Annotated in this window: 14 protein-coding genes; 9 read left to right on the top strand and 5 right to left on the bottom strand. The window is 69.9% G+C overall.

Annotated elements, in window-relative coordinates; genetic code table 11:
* Positions 1–41: 41 nt before the first annotated feature.
* Together metG and ACFV6E_RS05395 are read left to right on the top strand one after the other, a co-directional pair.
* On the top strand, positions 42–1,766 hold the full coding sequence (gene metG / locus ACFV6E_RS05400; RefSeq protein ID WP_385459501.1) for a methionine--tRNA ligase: 1,725 nt from the start codon (positions 42–44) through the stop codon (positions 1,764–1,766).
* 195 nt (positions 1,767–1,961) lie between these two features.
* The gene (locus ACFV6E_RS05395) at positions 1,962–2,867 is read left to right on the top strand and encodes a hypothetical protein (RefSeq protein ID WP_385459499.1); all 906 of its coding nucleotides are present in this window, start codon (positions 1,962–1,964) and stop codon (positions 2,865–2,867) included.
* 14 nt (positions 2,868–2,881) lie between these two features.
* On the opposite strand, the gene ACFV6E_RS05390 is transcribed toward ACFV6E_RS05395, so the two are convergent.
* Together ACFV6E_RS05390 and ACFV6E_RS05385 are read right to left on the bottom strand one after the other, a co-directional pair.
* On the bottom strand, positions 2,882–3,091 hold the full coding sequence (locus ACFV6E_RS05390; RefSeq protein ID WP_385161624.1) for a DUF397 domain-containing protein: 210 nt from the start codon (positions 3,089–3,091) through the stop codon (positions 2,882–2,884).
* A complete protein-coding gene (locus ACFV6E_RS05385; protein WP_385459497.1) occupies positions 3,088–3,942 on the bottom strand; it encodes a helix-turn-helix domain-containing protein in 855 nt (284 codons plus the stop codon). The genes ACFV6E_RS05390 and ACFV6E_RS05385 overlap by 4 nt, the downstream gene beginning before the upstream one ends.
* A 125-nt stretch (positions 3,943–4,067) precedes the next feature.
* On the opposite strand from ACFV6E_RS05385, the gene ACFV6E_RS05380 reads away from it, so the two are divergent.
* From ACFV6E_RS05380 to ACFV6E_RS05355, 6 genes are all read left to right on the top strand, one after another.
* Positions 4,068–4,511, top strand: coding sequence for an ATP-binding protein (locus ACFV6E_RS05380; RefSeq protein ID WP_385459495.1), 444 nt, complete (start codon positions 4,068–4,070; stop codon positions 4,509–4,511).
* Positions 4,512–4,784: 273 nt separating this feature from the next.
* Positions 4,785–5,678: a helix-turn-helix domain-containing protein gene (locus ACFV6E_RS05375; protein WP_385161618.1), complete on the top strand. Its 894-nt coding sequence runs from the start codon at positions 4,785–4,787 to the stop codon at positions 5,676–5,678.
* 52 nt (positions 5,679–5,730) lie between these two features.
* Positions 5,731–6,324, top strand: coding sequence for a Uma2 family endonuclease (locus ACFV6E_RS05370; protein WP_385161616.1), 594 nt, complete (start codon positions 5,731–5,733; stop codon positions 6,322–6,324).
* Positions 6,325–6,399: 75 nt separating this feature from the next.
* Positions 6,400–6,879, top strand: coding sequence for a hypothetical protein (locus ACFV6E_RS05365; protein WP_385459493.1), 480 nt, complete (start codon positions 6,400–6,402; stop codon positions 6,877–6,879).
* A 97-nt stretch (positions 6,880–6,976) separates the two neighbouring features.
* Positions 6,977–8,434: a hypothetical protein gene (locus ACFV6E_RS05360; protein ID WP_385459491.1), complete on the top strand. Its 1,458-nt coding sequence runs from the start codon at positions 6,977–6,979 to the stop codon at positions 8,432–8,434.
* Positions 8,435–8,519: 85 nt separating this feature from the next.
* The gene (locus ACFV6E_RS05355) at positions 8,520–9,053 is read left to right on the top strand and encodes a GNAT family N-acetyltransferase (protein ID WP_385161610.1); all 534 of its coding nucleotides are present in this window, start codon (positions 8,520–8,522) and stop codon (positions 9,051–9,053) included.
* Positions 9,054–9,128: 75 nt separating this feature from the next.
* On the opposite strand, the gene ACFV6E_RS05350 is transcribed toward ACFV6E_RS05355, so the two are convergent.
* Together ACFV6E_RS05350 and aspS are read right to left on the bottom strand one after the other, a co-directional pair.
* Entirely contained in the window at positions 9,129–10,106 is a 978-nt protein-coding gene (locus ACFV6E_RS05350; protein ID WP_385459489.1) for an intradiol ring-cleavage dioxygenase, read from the bottom strand.
* A gap of 129 nt (positions 10,107–10,235) precedes the next feature.
* On the bottom strand, positions 10,236–11,999 hold the full coding sequence (gene aspS, locus ACFV6E_RS05345) for an aspartate--tRNA ligase (protein ID WP_385161606.1): 1,764 nt from the start codon (positions 11,997–11,999) through the stop codon (positions 10,236–10,238).
* 198 nt (positions 12,000–12,197) lie between these two features.
* On the opposite strand from aspS, the gene ACFV6E_RS05340 reads away from it, so the two are divergent.
* Complete coding sequence (locus ACFV6E_RS05340; RefSeq protein WP_385161604.1) at positions 12,198–14,378, top strand: SpoIIE family protein phosphatase; 2,181 nt, start codon at positions 12,198–12,200, stop codon at positions 14,376–14,378.
* Here ACFV6E_RS05340 and ACFV6E_RS05335 read toward each other — a convergent pair.
* Positions 14,330–15,394, bottom strand: a complete 1,065-nt coding sequence (locus ACFV6E_RS05335) for an AI-2E family transporter (RefSeq protein ID WP_385161602.1) — start codon at positions 15,392–15,394, stop codon at positions 14,330–14,332. The two genes, ACFV6E_RS05340 and ACFV6E_RS05335, sit on opposite strands and share 49 nt — an antisense overlap.
* Positions 15,395–15,428: the final 34 nt, after the last annotated feature.

Here is a 15,428-nt window from a genome sequence, read left to right as displayed (position 1 = left end):
CGACTCCGTCACTTCATGCAGCGACTTGGGAGCAGCCCGCGATGGCTCGACACCTCATCACCAGCGCCCTTCCGTACATCAACGGAATCAAGCACCTGGGCAACATGGTGGGGTCCATGCTCCCGGCGGACGTGTACTCCAGGTACCTCCGCCAGCGCGGCCACGACGTCCTGTACATCTGCGCGACGGACGAGCACGGCACGCCCGCGGAGCTGGCGGCCAAGGAGCAGGGCCTGCCGGTGGACGCCTTCTGCGCTCAGGCGCACGACGCGCAGAAGGCGGTGTACGACGGCTTCGAGCTGGCGTTCGACCACTTCGGCCGCAGCTCGTCGCCGCAGAACGCGGAGCTGACGCAGCACTTCGCCCGCAAGCTGTACGAGAACGGGTTCATCGAGGAGCGCGCGATCCGCCAGGTGTACTCCCCGGCGGACGGCCGCTTCCTCCCGGACCGCTACGTGGAGGGCACCTGCCCGCACTGCGGCTACGACAAGGCGCGCGGCGACCAGTGCGAGAACTGCACGCGCGTCCTGGACCCGACGGACCTGATCGACCCGCGCAGCGCCATCTCGGGCTCCACCGAGCTGGAGGTCCGTGAGACGAAGCACCTCTTCCTCCTCCAGTCGAAGCTCCAGGGCGAGGTCGAGAAGTGGATCGACGAGACGGCCGGCGACTGGCCGCAGCTCGCCTCCTCGATCGCCCGCAAGTGGCTGACCGAGGGCCTGCACGACCGGGCGATCACGCGTGACCTGGACTGGGGCGTGCCGGTCCCGGCCGACACGTGGCCGGAGCTGGCGGCGGAGGGCAAGGTCTTCTACGTGTGGTTCGACGCGCCGATCGAGTACATCGGCGCGACGAAGGAGTGGGCGGACCAGGACGAGTCCGGCGTGCGGGACTGGAAGTCCTGGTGGTACGGCCCGGACGGCGCGGACGACGTCCGCTACACGGAGTTCATGGCGAAGGACAACGTCCCCTTCCACAGCGTGATGTTCCCGGCGACGGAAATGGGCGTACGGGAGCCGTGGAAGAAGGTCGACTACCTGAAGGCGTTCAACTGGCTGACGTACTACGGAGGCAAGTTCTCCACGTCCCAGAAGCGGGGCGTCTTCACTGACCAGGCCCTGGCGACCCTCCCGGCCGACTACTGGCGCTACTTCCTGATCGCCAACGCGCCCGAGTCGGACGACTCGTCGTTCACGTGGGAGCACTTCACGGCGACGGTGAACAAGGACCTGGCGGACACGCTGGGCAACTTCGTGAACCGTGTCCTGTCGTTCTCGCGCAAGCGCTTCGGCGACGACGTCCCGGCGGGTGGCGAGCCGGGCGAGGCGGAGACGAAGCTGGGCGAGGAGATCGCGAGCCTGCTCGCCGAGTACGAGACCCAGATGGAGTCCCTCCAGTTCCGCAAGGCCGCGGCAGCTCTCCGCGCCCTGTGGTCGGCGGGCAACTCCTACCTGGAGGAGAAGGCCCCCTGGCTGGAGATCAAGACGAACCCCGAGGGCGCGGCCCTGACCCTCCGCACGGCGATGAACCTGATCCACCTCTACGCGGTGGTCTCGGAACCCTTCATCCCGGCGTCGGCGAAGGCGATGCGCGCGGCGTTCGCCCTCGACGGCGACACGGCGACGTGGGTGACGCAGGACGAGGCCAAGTCCCTGACCTCGGTCCCGGCCGGCACCGCCTTCACGGTCCCGCCGGTCCTCTTCGCCAAGATCACGGACGAGGACCTGGAGAACTACAAGGAGCGCTTCGGCGGCGACCCCGCCTGACCGTCCTCCGTCTCCTGAGCCCGGTGGCGTTGTTCTCAACACCACCGGGCTCAAGTGTTTCCTGGCCCTTTCGATTTATGTCATGCGCGGGTCGGTCAACCTGGGCGATAAACAGAACGTTTCTTCCCGACTCGAAAGAGTGATCGCACCTCAAATATTCGGGCACCGGCCGTGATCGGCTCTAAATTCCGGCACATGGTCACATCACCGCACGAGGCATCTCACCGGCTCTTTCAGGACCGGCCCGAGATTCTCGTTCCCGCCTTCGAGGCCCTGGGCCTTCCTCTGCCCGACAAGGCAACCGTGGACGTCATCACCCCGGACGTGACGGAGACCCGGCCACTGGAGCGCCGGGTGGACAGCGTGCTGCGCGTCCAGCCCTCCGACGGTGAGGACTTCCTTCTCGCCATCGAAGCGCAGACCAGACGCGACGTGGGCAAAGAGACGAGCTGGCCGTACTACGTGGCGTACTTGCAGTCGAAGTACCAGCTCCCCGTGCTGCTGGTGGTGGCCTGCCGTGACCAGCCGACCGCGAAGTGGGCCGCGGGCCCCTTCACTTGCGAGGCCCGGGGCTGGACGGCTCAGCGTACGTACCCGCTCGTCCTTGGACCCGGCAACGTACCGGTCATCACGGAACAGAGGGCGGTGGAGGAAAACCTGGCGATGGCCACCTTCTCGGTGCTGACACATGGCAAGAGCGCGCATGCCATGGCCATACTGGAACCGGTGGCTCGCGCTCTACAGGTTTCCGACGAGAAGACAGCCGTGTATTACGGCGACTTCCTTGACGTGGGCCTGGGAGACACCCCGGCCGGAAAGAAATGGAGAGAGCTGATGACGTTCGTCACCTACTTCCCCGGACGGGGAACTGTCCGTGAGACCGCCTACCTCGAAGGCAAGGCCGAGGGCAAGGCCGAAGGCAAGACTCAAGGCATCACCCGGATTTTGGAAGTACGCGGTATCGACGTCTCCGAGGAAGCCCGGCAACGCATCACAGCCTGCACAGACCTGGACACGCTGGACCGCTGGCTGGAGCTAGCGGTGACCGCGCCGCATGCCGATGACCTCTTCACCGAGGACAAGCAGTCCGACCAGGCTTGACCCGAAACGACGCGTCAGCTCCCCGAGGCGTACGGCACGAACGCCGCCCACGCCTCGGGCGCTACGGCGAACTGGGGCCCGCGTATGTCTTTCGAGTCGCGCACGTGCACGGCACCTGGCATACGGGCGACTTCGACGCAGTCGTTGCCGTCGCCACTGCTGCTGTAGCTGCTCTTGAACCACGCCAGGTCCGAGGTGTCCGGAGTGGTGGAGGTGCGGATCATGTCTCTCCAAGCATCTGCTCGATGAAGGCCCGCGACTCCCGGGGCGTGAGGGCCTGGGCCCGGATCATGCCATAGCGCAGTTCGAGGATCCGGAGCTGCTTCGGGTCGTTCACCGGTCGCCCGTTGAACGCTCCCTCAGAGCGTCCCACCGCCGTACCGTCCGGGAACTTCAGCACCTCGATCAGTCCGCCCGTACCGACGTGTTCCTCGCTGTCTGTCGGCATCACCTGGACCGACACACTTCGCAACTGCGCTAGCTCCAGCAGCCGCTCGAGCTGCTGCCGCCACACCATTCTGCCTCCGACAGGTCGACGGAGCGTCACCTCTTCCTGGACGAAGCTGAGAGTCGGCGCCGGCGACCTCTCGAAGATCGAGCACCGCGCCATTCGCGCGGCCACCATGCGCTCCGTCTCTTCCTCCGAGTAGGCGGGCAGCCACGCGCCGAAGAGCGCCCGCATGTGCTCTTCCGTCTGCAACAGGCCATGGACGTTGTGGTTGCTGTAGAGCGCCACCTCGACCGCCTGCGCCTCCAACCGGGCCAGTTCGCGAACCCTCTTCGGGTACCGGACCTTGGCCACATCCTCCTTCATGGCCGCCAGCAGACCGCCCGCGTCCAGGACCTCGTCCGCCCTGTCCAGATACTCGGCCCTCGGAATCCTCTTCCCGCCCTCGATCTTGTAGACGAGGTCTTCCCCGTAACCGACCGCCGCTCCGAAGTCGGCGGCCCGCATACCCACCGCCTCGCGCCGCAGCTTGAGCTGGCGCCCCACGGTGGCGACGACCGCCACGCCCCAGTCGTCGTCAGGGTCGACTTCCCAGCCGGGTTCCTCCGCGTCACCGTTGACCTGCATCCCGTGCCCTCCCATTGGCTTGCCACGACGACAGCCCGGACACCGGTGGACAAACTCCGGACAGTCACCGTACGCACCGGACTGATCACTGTTCACCGCAGGCACGCGCGGCCACGCTGGGTGACGTGAACCAAGAAAAGTCCACCCAACTCCACCCACCCGCGCGCCACTTCAGTGTCTTACTGTCACCGACACCGCGCGGAGCCCGCCTCGCACGCCTCCTCGCCACGGAGTGGCTGCGCACGTGGGGGCTACCGCACGGAGTCGTGGAGCGGGCGGAGCACCTGGTGGCGGAGCTGGCGGCGAACGCGGCGACACACGGCCGCCTGCCGGGCAGGGACTTCCGCGTGGCGCTGCTCACGGACCCCGTTGCCGGAACCCTCCGCATCGAGGTGACGGACACCCGGGCGGAAGCGGCCCCGCACCGCCGGGCGTCCGCCGACCCGCTCTCGGAATCGGGCCGCGGCCTGCTCCTGGTCGAGGCCCTGACCGACCGCTGGGGCGTACGACTGGGCCCGGTCCCGCGCAAAACGGTCTGGGCGGAACTGGACTACACGCAGCCGGACTGACCGCATCCCATAAACGTGTACTCCGGTGCGGCAGGCGATCCCCCAAAGCAAGAACCCGGGAGAAAGAAACCCGCCAAGCCCCACCCCTCCCTCCCGCCGGAGGCAGCCGTTCGCAGCCCCTCACCCGGGCGAGTGAACATCCTCAACTGAATTGGCGTCGGCCCTGGTTGGCTGCTCTACGCTCAGCGCGACCGCACCAGACATACGTCGGCCCTCGCGGGGACTGCCATCCCACTGCGAGGGCCTGACCAACAAGGAAGCACAACCTTCCCGATGGATACCCAGCACGATAACGCGCACCCGTACCCTCGTACCGGCGCAGCGACCAAAAACCACTCTTCCCGGCGTCCCAGCAGTGGTTCAGACCCCCACCCGGCCGGAGTGACCCACGACAACACCCGCCACGCCACCCACTTCACGGTGATCGGCAACCACCTGGCGCAGCACCGGGAGCTGTCGGGCCTGGCGATCGGACTGGGCGTCTACATCCAGTCGCTGCCCACGGGCGCGAAGGTGGACATCAAGACGCTCGCGGCCCGCTTCCCGGAGGGCACGACGCGTATCGCCAACGCCCTCCGCGAGCTGGAAGAACACGGCTATCTGCGCCGGACCCGCGAGCGCACCGCGACAGGCCGCATCGTCACCCGCACGGTCTCCTGCAACCAACCGGGCCGCAGCGCAGCAGCGGGACCACCGGAACCACCGCCCCGCCGACCACCCGCCGCCACCCCACAAGACAAGCCGCGCCGCCGCGCCCTCCCCGCCGTACCGCAGCCGGCGACCACCTCCCCGGCCCTCCTCCTGAGGGCGACGGAAGTCGTAGCCACCCTCCGCCGCCACGACCCCCGCCTCCTCCTCTCGGAGACCGAAACCGCCCACCTGGCCCCCGGGGTGGCTGCCTGGCTGGAACGCGACCTCACCCCCACGGCAGTACGCGAAGCCCTGACCAGCGGCCTCCCTTCGGAGCCCCTGCACCGTCCAGCCGCCCTACTGGCCCACCGCCTCACAGCCCAGCTGCCGCCTCCGCCCCCGTACCGCACCCCTGCACCACCGCCTCCCGCGATCCACCCGATGCGGAACTGCGACGGCTGCGACAGAAGCATCCGAGCCGCGCCAGGAGTCGAGCGGTGCCGCGACTGCCGAACCGATCCTCCGGAGTCCGCCTAGCATGAAAGGGACGATTCTTTCCCTCAGGCACAGATGACGAGGAGCGAGCGCCATGACCATCGCGCCGGACAACGCGCAGCAGGACTCCTCCCACCGCTACCGGGCCATGCGGGATTTCATCCAGTCCATGGACGACGCCCTGCCCGGCAAATTCGAGGTCACCAGAGAAGGAATCGTCCACGACATGATGGCGCCCGTCGGCCCCCACGAGCTGACCACCCTGCACCTGCGGAAACGCCTCGAAAAACTGATGCCGGACGAGATCGTGGCGCACACGGGCGAGCCCGATGTCGAGGACGAACCCGAGGGCATCATGCGCCGCCCAGACGTCATGGTGATCGCCATGGCCGACATGGAGGTTCCCGGGACCTTCGATCCCCGTACGCTCATCGCCGCCATCGAGGTCGTCTCCCGCTCGAACCCGGACAACGACTGGGTGGGCAAGGCACGCGACTACCCGCTGATGGGCATCCCCGTGTACGCCATCTTCGACCCGCGCACCGGCACGGGAGCCGTCCTCACCGACATTCACTGCACGCCTGCCGGACCCCGCTACGCCACCCGCAAGGACTTCCTCTACGGCGAGGACGTCACCATCGCCGACTGGACCATCTCGACCGAGGGCTTGCCGCGCTACGCGAGCTGAACCGGTGAACGCCAGGAGCCCCGTCAGACAAGGCCCGCGTGTGGCATGTGCACAACCCACCCGTATGGTTTCGCCATGGCAGCAGTACCCCACGTCATTCCGATCGCCTACGAGCCCAGGCATCGTACGGAGAGCATCGGACACTACGCCGACGGTCAGTTCCTCGCATCGGTCACGTACGCCTTTCCCGAGGGCTACCGTCCGGACGACGGGTGGGAGGAGCACAAGCGTCTCTACAGCGTGTTCCACACCTTCGACGCCGAGGGGCGTTACCGCGACTCGGAGATCTGGTGCGCCGGCACCTGGGCCGAGCAGCAGCGCAACCCGGACGGCGACGACTCGGTGCTGGCCCGAGCCCGCGCCCACCTCGGTAAACTGCTGCGCAGCCTGCCCCGGCGGTCGTACACCGACATCGCGATCCGCCCGTTCCAAGTGACTGTCGACGGGGTCTTGTTCGGGCTCGTCACCGGTGAGGACAGCGAGGGCGGCTGGGCCGAGCTCTACCCGGACCGCCTCGGCTTCGCGTCCCCGTGGGACGGCCGGTACGACACCTGAGGCCCAACCTCCCGCACCTCCGGTGTCAGTGGGCGCTGTTACCGTCCGCACACATGTACGGGTGGGCAAGTACCCGCTCGCGGGAGGGAAGTTACGCATGGGCAGATACGACAGACACCCCAGGTCGCGGCGCCGTCTGGCGTCCGCGATCACCTCGGCAGCGCTGGTCGTCGCAGGCGGCGCCGTCGTGCCGCTGCTGACCGCCGGTACGGCCACCGCTGCGCCGACCGCCGCCACCTGGTCGGCGGCGACCGCCCTCACGGGTACGGACGTGGACGCCTCCGTGCTGGACGTCGTCACCGCCGCCGATGGGTCGGCCGTGACGCTGTGGAACCAGTTCGCCGGTCCGAACAGCAACGAGCGCAAGCTCTATGCCGCCGTACGTCCGGCGGACAGCGACACCTGGGGAGCGCCCGCACTCCTCGCCACCACCCCCACCGAGGCGGGCAGCGCCAAGCTGCACGCGTCCGCCGACGGCACGGTCACCGCGTTGTGGGTCGAGTTCCCGAACGAGACCGCCCCGGGGTCGGGTTCGCAGGACATCCGGCTACGCAGTGCGGTGCTGGCGGCGGACGGTACGTCCTGGTCGGCGCCCGTCGACGTCGTAGCAGCCGGTCAGGGCTGGACCGACGGAGGCATCGACCTCGCCGAGGCGCCCGACGGGACGCTCACCGCGGCCTGGGGAACCCGGGCGACCGCGTCCTCGAAGACCGAGGTCAGCACCGCCACCCGGGGCACGGACGGCACGTGGTCCGCACCGGTACGGGTCAGCACCGCGACCGCCGACCGCGCCTCGTCTGCGACGGACCCGAGCGTCGCGGTCACCTCGGACGGCACAGCCGTCATCGCGTACAAGCAGACGGCCGGCGAGACGAGCACCCTGCGCACGGTGTCGAAGCCGGCCTCGACCGCGGCATGGAGCGCGCCGGCCACCGCGACCGACGCTTACATGTCGCTCACGACGCCCGAGCTCTCGGCGGCGGACGACGGCTCACTGGTCCTGGCCTACTCGGCGCGCGTCGGCGAGTCCGACCCGCGGACGATCCACACGGCGACGCGTTCCGCGGGTGGTTCCTGGTCGGCGGCCGACACTGTGTCCACCACGGACAGCCTGGTCGAGACGCCCGAACCGCTGATCGCCCCCGACGGCGACGTGACGCTCGTCTGGGTCGACTGGACCAAGACCTTCGCCACCCGCACGGCGACTCGTGACGCGGCCGACGGCGCGTGGTCGGACGTCCGGACGCTGTCGACCGCGTACGTGCCCGAGCAGTACGACGCCGCGATCGGCGCCGACGGGACGGTGCACGCCCTGTGGACCGAGTCCGTCGGCGACGACGAGGGACGGGTACTGAAGGAGTCCGCGCTCACGGACGGTGCGTGGACGAGCCCGGCACAACTGCCCGGCTCGGCAGACGCGTTCGTGCACGGTGCGATCGACGCCGGTGACGACGGCACCGCGACAGCCGTCTGGTCCCGTACCGACAGCGCCGACGTGACGCAGTTGTACGCCTCCCGGTCCGACCCGTCCGCCCTCGATGGTGCCACCGGCTGATCGCACGACCGCACGACCGGCGGTGTCCGGAGCCCGTCCACGGACACCGCCGCCCGCTCCGTCAACCCTCGGGCAGGATGGACCCATGACCGAGATCCACACCCCCCGCCTGCTCCTGCGCCGCTGGACCGATGACGACCTCGTGCCGTTGGCCGAGATTCACGCCGACCCCGCGGTGATGCGCTGGATCGGTGACGGTTCGGTGCGCGATCTCGAGCGCACCGCTGCGGACATCGAGCGCTGGGAGGAGGAGTGGGACGAGGAGGGCTTCGGGCTTTTCGCCGTCGAGCTTCTCGGTTCGGGCGAACTGGCGGGCTTCACCGGCCTGTCCGTACCCGAGTTCCTGCCGGAGGTGCTGCCCGCCGTCGAGATCGGCTGGCGCCTCGGCCGGCAGTTCTGGGGCCAGGGCTACGCCTCCGAGGCCGCCCACGCCGCCCTGGAGTTCGCCCTCCAGGACCGCGGCCTCGACCGCGTCGTCAGCATCGCCCGCGTCGGCAACAACGCCTCCGTCAACGTCATGCGCAAACTCGGCATGACGCTCGAACGCGAGACGGTCCACCCCGAGTACGGCCACCCCCTGACGGTCCACACCATCGACCTCACGGAGTACGAGGCGTAGACCGCACCCGTACGGGGAGAGGGCCCGGGCCGCCCCCGGTCCCGGGCCCTCCGTCGTGTGGTGGTGGGGGCCGGGTCAGCTCGCCGTCGCCGACGTCGACGGTGTCGCCGTCTCCGTCGGGCCGCCCGGCGGCGTGTCCGTGCTGTCGTGGGTCTCGTCCGGGGCGACGCCCATGGTCAGGGTGGCGTGGACGCCCTTGGCGATGTTCTTCTTGTTGTAGGCGAGGTACAGCAGGCCGCCCTCGTGCCCGTTGTCCGGGTAGATCGTGTCCTCGTCGAGGGTGGTGCGGGTGGTCGTGTTCGTCGAGTACGGCTCGACCTCGGCCGAGGCGAGGACCGACTCCTCGTCCAAGAAGAGCTGGCCGGTGTGGCAGGTGTGCCCGCCCTCGTAGCCGGCGTCCGTCCAGGTGCCGTCGACGTGCACCTTGACGTGGATGTGGACGCAGCGGCCCTGGTACCAGCCGGGGAAGACGGTCCGGAAGGTGACGTAGCCGTGCTTGTCCGTGCGCCAGGTGCCACGCAGATAGCGCTCGTCGTCCGTGGGCTCCTGGTGGCCGCCGCCACCGCCGCCGGGACCGCCGGACGGGGGCTCCCCGGTGGGCGTACCGGAGGGGATGTCCGTGGGGGCGCCGGTCGGCGGGGTGCCGCCACCGCCGCTGCCCATGCCCTCGTAACCGGAGTAGACGCCCAACGCGCTGCAGTGCCAGATGTCGACGGCCGCGTTCTTCAGCGGCTTGCAGGTCTCCGCGTCGATCACCTTGAGCCGGAGGGTCAGGGGGATGCCCTCCTGGTCCTCGGTGATGTCCTGGCGGAGCTTGTCCGCGTCGATGTAGTACGGGCCCTCGGTGGTCTCCGTGGTGAGCGCGTAGCAGGTCTCCGCGGCGCTCGACTCCGCGGCGGACGCCGAGCCCGTCGTCGTGGAGTCGTCGGCGAACGCGGTGGCCGCGAGTCCGCCGCCCACGCCCACGACGGCCACGGCCGCGCCACCCGCGACGACGACCTTACGACGCGTCAGTTCCGTTAACCCGTCTGCTCTTTCGGGGGTCTCAGTCATGGCCCGGGACGCTAGGGAGCCAAGCTGTCATGAGTATGGGTGTGAGCTGTGTATTCCGATCTCGGCCGCCCCATACGCGAAAGTGGCTCGGAACCGACGTCGGTTCCGAGCCACTTCGGGGCGCGGTGACTACTTCGGCTGCGGCTTGCGCACCTGGAGGTGCAGCTCGCGCAGACGCGACTCGTCCAACTCGGTGGGCGCGCCCATCATCAGGTCCTGCGCGTTGCCGTTGAGCGGGAAGGCGATCGTCTCGCGGATGTTCGGCTCGTCCGCGAGGAGCATCACCATGCGGTCGACGCCCGGGGCGATGCCACCGTGCGGCGGGGCGCCGAAGCGCAGCGCGCGGAGCATGCCGGCGAACTCGCGCTCCACGGTCTCGTTGTCGTAGCCCGCGATGTTGAACGCCTTGAGCATGATGTCCGGCTCGTGGTTCCGGATCGCGCCGGAGGACAGCTCCACGCCGTTGCAGACGATGTCGTACTGCCAAGCGAGGATGTCCAGGGGGTCCTGGTTCTCCAGCGCGTCCATGCCGCCCTGCGGCATCGAGAACGGGTTGTGCGAGAAGTCGATCTTCCCGGTCTCCTCGTCCTTCTCGTACATCGGGAAGTCGACGATCCAGCAGAACCGGAAGACGTTCTCCTCGAAGTGGCCGGCGCGCTTCGCGGCTTCCACCCGGACCGCGCCCATGATCTTGGAGACCTCGTCGAACTCGCCCGCGCCGAAGAAGACGGCGTGCCCGGCGGCCAGCCCCAGCCGCTTCGTCAGCTCCGCGACGTTCTCCTCCGTGAGGAACTTCGCGATCGGGCCGGTCAGCGAGGAGTCCTCGGCCACCCGGACCCACGCCAGGCCCTTCGCGCCCTGCTCCACCGCGTAGTCGCCGAGCTGGTCGAAGAACTTGCGGGGCTGGGACGACACGTCCGGGACCGGGAGGGCGCGGACGTGCTTCCCGGCGAACGCCTTGAACTCCGAGCCCTCGAAGACGTCGGTGATGTCCACCAGCTCGAGCTGGGCGCGCAGGTCCGGCTTGTCCGAGCCGTACTTGAGCATCGACTCGCGGAACGGGATCCGCGGGAAGGGGGAGGTCACCTCGCGGCCGCCGCCGAACTCCGTGAAGAGCTCGGTCATCAGCTTCTCGATCGGCTGGAAGACGTCCTCCTGCTCGACGAAGGACATCTCCACGTCGAGCTGGTAGAACTCGCCCGGCGAACGGTCCGCGCGGGCGTCCTCGTCGCGGAAACAGGGCGCGATCTGGAAGTAGCGGTCGAAGCCGGAGACCATCAGGAGCTGCTTGAACTGCTGCGGCGCCTGGGGGAGGGCGTAGAACTTGCCCGCGTGTACACGCGAGGGCACGACGAAGTCGCGCGCACCCTCCGGAGACGTCGCGGTCAGGATCGGCGTCGCCATCTCGTTGAACCCGAGGGCCACCATCTTGTGCCGGATCGCGGAGACGACCGCGGTGCGCAGCATGATGTTGCGGTGCATGCGCTCACGGCGCAGGTCCAGGAAGCGGTACTCAAGACGCCGCTCCTCGTTGACCCCGTCCTCGGCGTTGATCGTGAACGGCAGCGGCTGGGCGGCGCCGAGCAGCTCGACCTCGCCGACCTCGACCTCGACCTCACCGGTCGGCAGGTCGGGGTTCACGTTCTCCGTTCCACGTGAAACAACCTTGCCGTCTACACGGACCGTGGACTCCTTGGTGAGCTTGTCCAGGGCCTCGTAGGCGGGGGTGCCGGGGCGGGCGACGAGCTGCGTGATGCCGTAGTGGTCGCGCAGATCGATGAAGAGGATGCCGCCCAGGTCTCGGCGATTGTGCAGCCAGCCGCTCAGCCGGACGTCGCTGCCGACGTCAGAGGCGCGGAGCTCGCCGCAGGTGTGGGACCTGTACCGATGCATCGTCGTTCATCCAGTCTTCGCGGATCGGGAGATCCGGACCGGCTCGGCCCGGATCTCCCAAGGGTACCGGCCGCCTCAAGATCGCTTCCCGCAATAGCCGCCCGGCACCTGCCCCTCACCGGGCCACCGCCCTCGGTCCCCTCACCGGGCCGCCGCCCTCGGTGGCAGTTCACGATCTCTCCTCCATAGAGTGGAGGAATGCGCACTGGTGAGCCCCTGCCCGCCGTGGGGGAGGTCCTGGCCGCCCTCGCGACAGGGCTGTGGCGCTGGGACGACGACGCCGGGCTCGTCACGCTGGATGCCGAGGCCGCGCGGCTGCTCGGCCTGCCCGCCGAGCCGGCGACCCTGACCGAGGCGGGCGTCCGCGCCCGGTTCCACCCGGTCGACTGGAACGAGATCGACGGCATCGTGCAGCTCGCCCTCGCCGAGGGCACCCTCGCCGAGGCCCGGCTGCGGATCATGGACGAGCACGGGCGCGTAATCCGCACGGTGCGCAGCCGCTCCCGTCCGTCGACGGACCCCGAGTCCGGCACCTTCACCCTGATCGGCACCCTCCAGGAGGTCAGCGAGCAGCCGCCGGGCGCCGCCGCCCGCACCCCCGTCACCGGCGACTGGCGCCGCTCGCGCGAGGCGTTCCTGCTGGACGCCGGCCGGGCGCTGGCGGAGGCGCAGTCGACGGAGGAGGTGCTGCGGGTCGCGGCGGGTCTGTCGATGCCGGGCTTCTCCCCGGACGGGCTCGCCGTCTTCGGCGCGGAGGGCGACCGGCTGACGATGATCGGCCACCACGGGCACCGCGCCGGTGACGTGGAACCGTTCACCCAGATGTCCGTGGAGACGGACTATCCGGCCGCGGAGGTGGTGCGCACCGGCCGCGCCGTCTATCTGTCCTCGCCGAAGGAGTACCGGGCGCGCTACCCGGCCCCCTGGCCGCTGATCCGCAACCTCGGTCGGCGCTCCTGGGCGTTCCTGCCGCTGACCGTGGCCGGGCGCACGATGGGCGCGTGGATGGCGGCGTTCACCTACCCGGTGTCGTTCACGCCGGACGAGCGCTCGGTGCTGACCACGGTGGCCCGGATGCTGGCGCAGGCGCTGTCCCGGGCCGGGGTCGCCGACTCCGAGCGAGAGCTGACCGACGGCCTCCAGCGCTCGATGCTGCCGCTGCTCGGCCCGGAGATCCCCGGCATGGCCGTGGCCGCACGCTACGTCCCCACCGGCGGCGGCCTCCAGGTCGGCGGCGACTGGTACGACATGATCCCGCTGCCCGGCGGCGCCTCCAGGACCGCGCCCGGCGGCGGAAAGTTCGCCCTGGTGATCGGCGACGTGCAGGGGCACGACGTACGGGCCGCCGGGCTGATGGGCCAGCTCCGGATCGCGCTGCGGGCGTACGCCTCCGAGGGCCACCGCCCGGACGCCGTCCTCACCCGCGCCTCCCGCTTCCTGTACGGCATCACGAACTCGGCGCCGCAGAGCGGCCAGGACACCGACCCCCGCTTCGCGACCTGCCTGTACGTCGAGGTGGACCCGGCGGCCGGCACGCTGGACATCGCCCGTGCCGGCCACCCGGACCCGGCGATCCGGATGGCGGACGGGACCGTGCTGACCCGGCCGACGGCGGGCGGCCTCCCGCTGGGCGTCGACCCGGACGCCGACTACCCGACGACCCGGCTGGCCCTGGAGCCCGCCGAGACGCTGCTGCTGTGCACGGACGGACTGATCGAGACCGGCGGGCACGACCTGGAGACCGGGTGGCGGCGGATCCGCCGGATCCTGGAGGAGCACGAGGGCGACCTGGAGGCGCTCGCGGACTCGCTGGTCCAGGCCGTGCACGGGCCGTCCTCGCACCACACGCCCGGCCCGCTGGCCGACCGGCGCGAGGACGACATCGCGGTGCTGCTGCTGTGCCGGCTCGGCGCGGGCGGCAGTTGCACGGACCCGGTCGGCTTCGTGGCACCGCAGGTCCGCCGCACGATGGCCGCCGTCGCGCAGGCCGAGCCCGAGCGCGTCGCGAGCGCCCGCCAGCAGTTGCGCGAACTCCTCCACGACTGGTCCTCCGAGGACCAGGTCGACTCGGCGGTGCTGATGGCCTCCGAGATGGTGACGAACGTCCTCGTGCACACCGACGGGGACGCGCTGCTCGTCGCGGAGCTGGGCGGCGAGTCCGGTCGGCGGCGGCTGCGGGTGGAGGTCACGGACAGCAGCGACGACCTGCCGCACAAGCGCCGCCCCGGCGAGCTGGCCTCCTCCGGGCGCGGCCTGGTGCTGATGGAACTCCTCGCGGACGCCTGGGGCGTCGAACCGCGCGGCGAGGGCAAGTCCATCTGGTTCGAGCTCTACGAGACGCCGGAAGCACCTGACGGGTCCGAGTCCCCGTCCCCGTAACGGCCGCGCACTTCGGCCACCACGCCGAACGCGGCGGCCGTCAGCGGTACCGCGAGGAGCATGCCGAGGATGCCGGCCACCGAGGCGCCCGCGGTGATCGCCAGCAGTACGATCGCCGGGTGCATCTGGACCGTACGGCTCTGGATCAGCGGCTGGAGGATGTGCCCTTCGAGGAGCTGGACGGCGACGACCACGCCGAGCGCCCACACCGCGATGACGAACCCGCGGTCCGCGAGGGCGACGAGCACCGCCACCGCGCCGGAGATGAAGGCCCCGAGATAGGGGATGTACGCGCCGACGAAGACCAGCGCCCCGAGGCCCACCGCGCCGGGCACGCGCAGGATCAGCAGCCCGACGGTGATGCAGACGGCGTCGATGAGGGCGATGAACGTGGTCCCGCGCATGAAGCCCTCGACGGCCGCGAAGGCGCGCCGGGCGATGGCCTCGACGGTGTCGGCGGTGCCGTGCGGGGACATGGTGCGCAGCGCCCGCGCGGCCCGCGCGGAGTCGCGCAGGAAGAAGAAGACGAGCAGCAGGGCGAGGACCGCCATGGCGACGGTCTCGCCGACCACGCTGACGCCGCTGATCACGTTGGACGCGGCGGTGCCGCCGAACTTGCCCAGCAGCTCCTTGGCGTTGCCCGCCAGGTCGTCCAGCGAGGTGCCCGCCGAGCCGAAGTGGCGGGCGATCGAGTTCGCGGCCTGCCTCAGCGAGGCGACGATCTGGTCGCCGGTGTCGATGAGCGCGGCGACGACGATGTAGACGGCGCCGCCGACGACCACGAGCACGGCCGCGCAGGTCAGCCCGGCCGCCAGCGAGCGGTTGACGTGAAGCTTCAGCAGCCGCCGGTACAGCGGTTCGAGCAGCGCCGTGCCGAGCAGCGCGAGCAGCACCGGCACCACCGCCGTACGGAGCTTTCCGCACAGCGTGATGCCGACCCATCCGACGGCGGCGACGAGCAGGATCACCGCGCACCAGGCCGCGAGCCGTCTGACGCCTTCGGGCAGGAGATGCACGCTTCGCACGTCTCCACCCGAGCACGCGAAGGGC

The sequence above is a fragment of the Streptomyces sp. NPDC059785 genome (assembly GCF_042732375.1).
Classification (GTDB): domain Bacteria; phylum Actinomycetota; class Actinomycetes; order Streptomycetales; family Streptomycetaceae; genus Streptomyces.
This window is presented reverse-complemented; position numbering and strand designations above follow the sequence as displayed.

What these genes read in the sequence shown, in the direction of transcription:
- metG (WP_385459501.1), top strand. Translation starts at nt 42, where the DNA reads ATGGCTCGACACCTCATCACCAGCGCCCTTCCGTACATCAACGGAATC.
- ACFV6E_RS05395 (WP_385459499.1), top strand. Translation starts at nt 1,962, where the DNA reads ATGGTCACATCACCGCACGAGGCATCTCACCGGCTCTTTCAGGACCGG.
- ACFV6E_RS05390 (WP_385161624.1), bottom strand. Translation starts at nt 3,091, where the DNA reads ATGATCCGCACCTCCACCACTCCGGACACCTCGGACCTGGCGTGGTTC.
- ACFV6E_RS05385 (WP_385459497.1), bottom strand. Translation starts at nt 3,942, where the DNA reads ATGCAGGTCAACGGTGACGCGGAGGAACCCGGCTGGGAAGTCGACCCT.
- ACFV6E_RS05375 (WP_385161618.1), top strand. Translation starts at nt 4,785, where the DNA reads ATGGATACCCAGCACGATAACGCGCACCCGTACCCTCGTACCGGCGCA.
- ACFV6E_RS05370 (WP_385161616.1), top strand. Translation starts at nt 5,731, where the DNA reads ATGACCATCGCGCCGGACAACGCGCAGCAGGACTCCTCCCACCGCTAC.
- ACFV6E_RS05365 (WP_385459493.1), top strand. Translation starts at nt 6,400, where the DNA reads ATGGCAGCAGTACCCCACGTCATTCCGATCGCCTACGAGCCCAGGCAT.
- ACFV6E_RS05360 (WP_385459491.1), top strand. Translation starts at nt 6,977, where the DNA reads ATGGGCAGATACGACAGACACCCCAGGTCGCGGCGCCGTCTGGCGTCC.
- ACFV6E_RS05355 (WP_385161610.1), top strand. Translation starts at nt 8,520, where the DNA reads ATGACCGAGATCCACACCCCCCGCCTGCTCCTGCGCCGCTGGACCGAT.
- ACFV6E_RS05350 (WP_385459489.1), bottom strand. Translation starts at nt 10,106, where the DNA reads ATGACTGAGACCCCCGAAAGAGCAGACGGGTTAACGGAACTGACGCGT.
- aspS (WP_385161606.1), bottom strand. Translation starts at nt 11,999, where the DNA reads ATGCATCGGTACAGGTCCCACACCTGCGGCGAGCTCCGCGCCTCTGAC.
- ACFV6E_RS05340 (WP_385161604.1), top strand. Translation starts at nt 12,198, where the DNA reads ATGCGCACTGGTGAGCCCCTGCCCGCCGTGGGGGAGGTCCTGGCCGCC.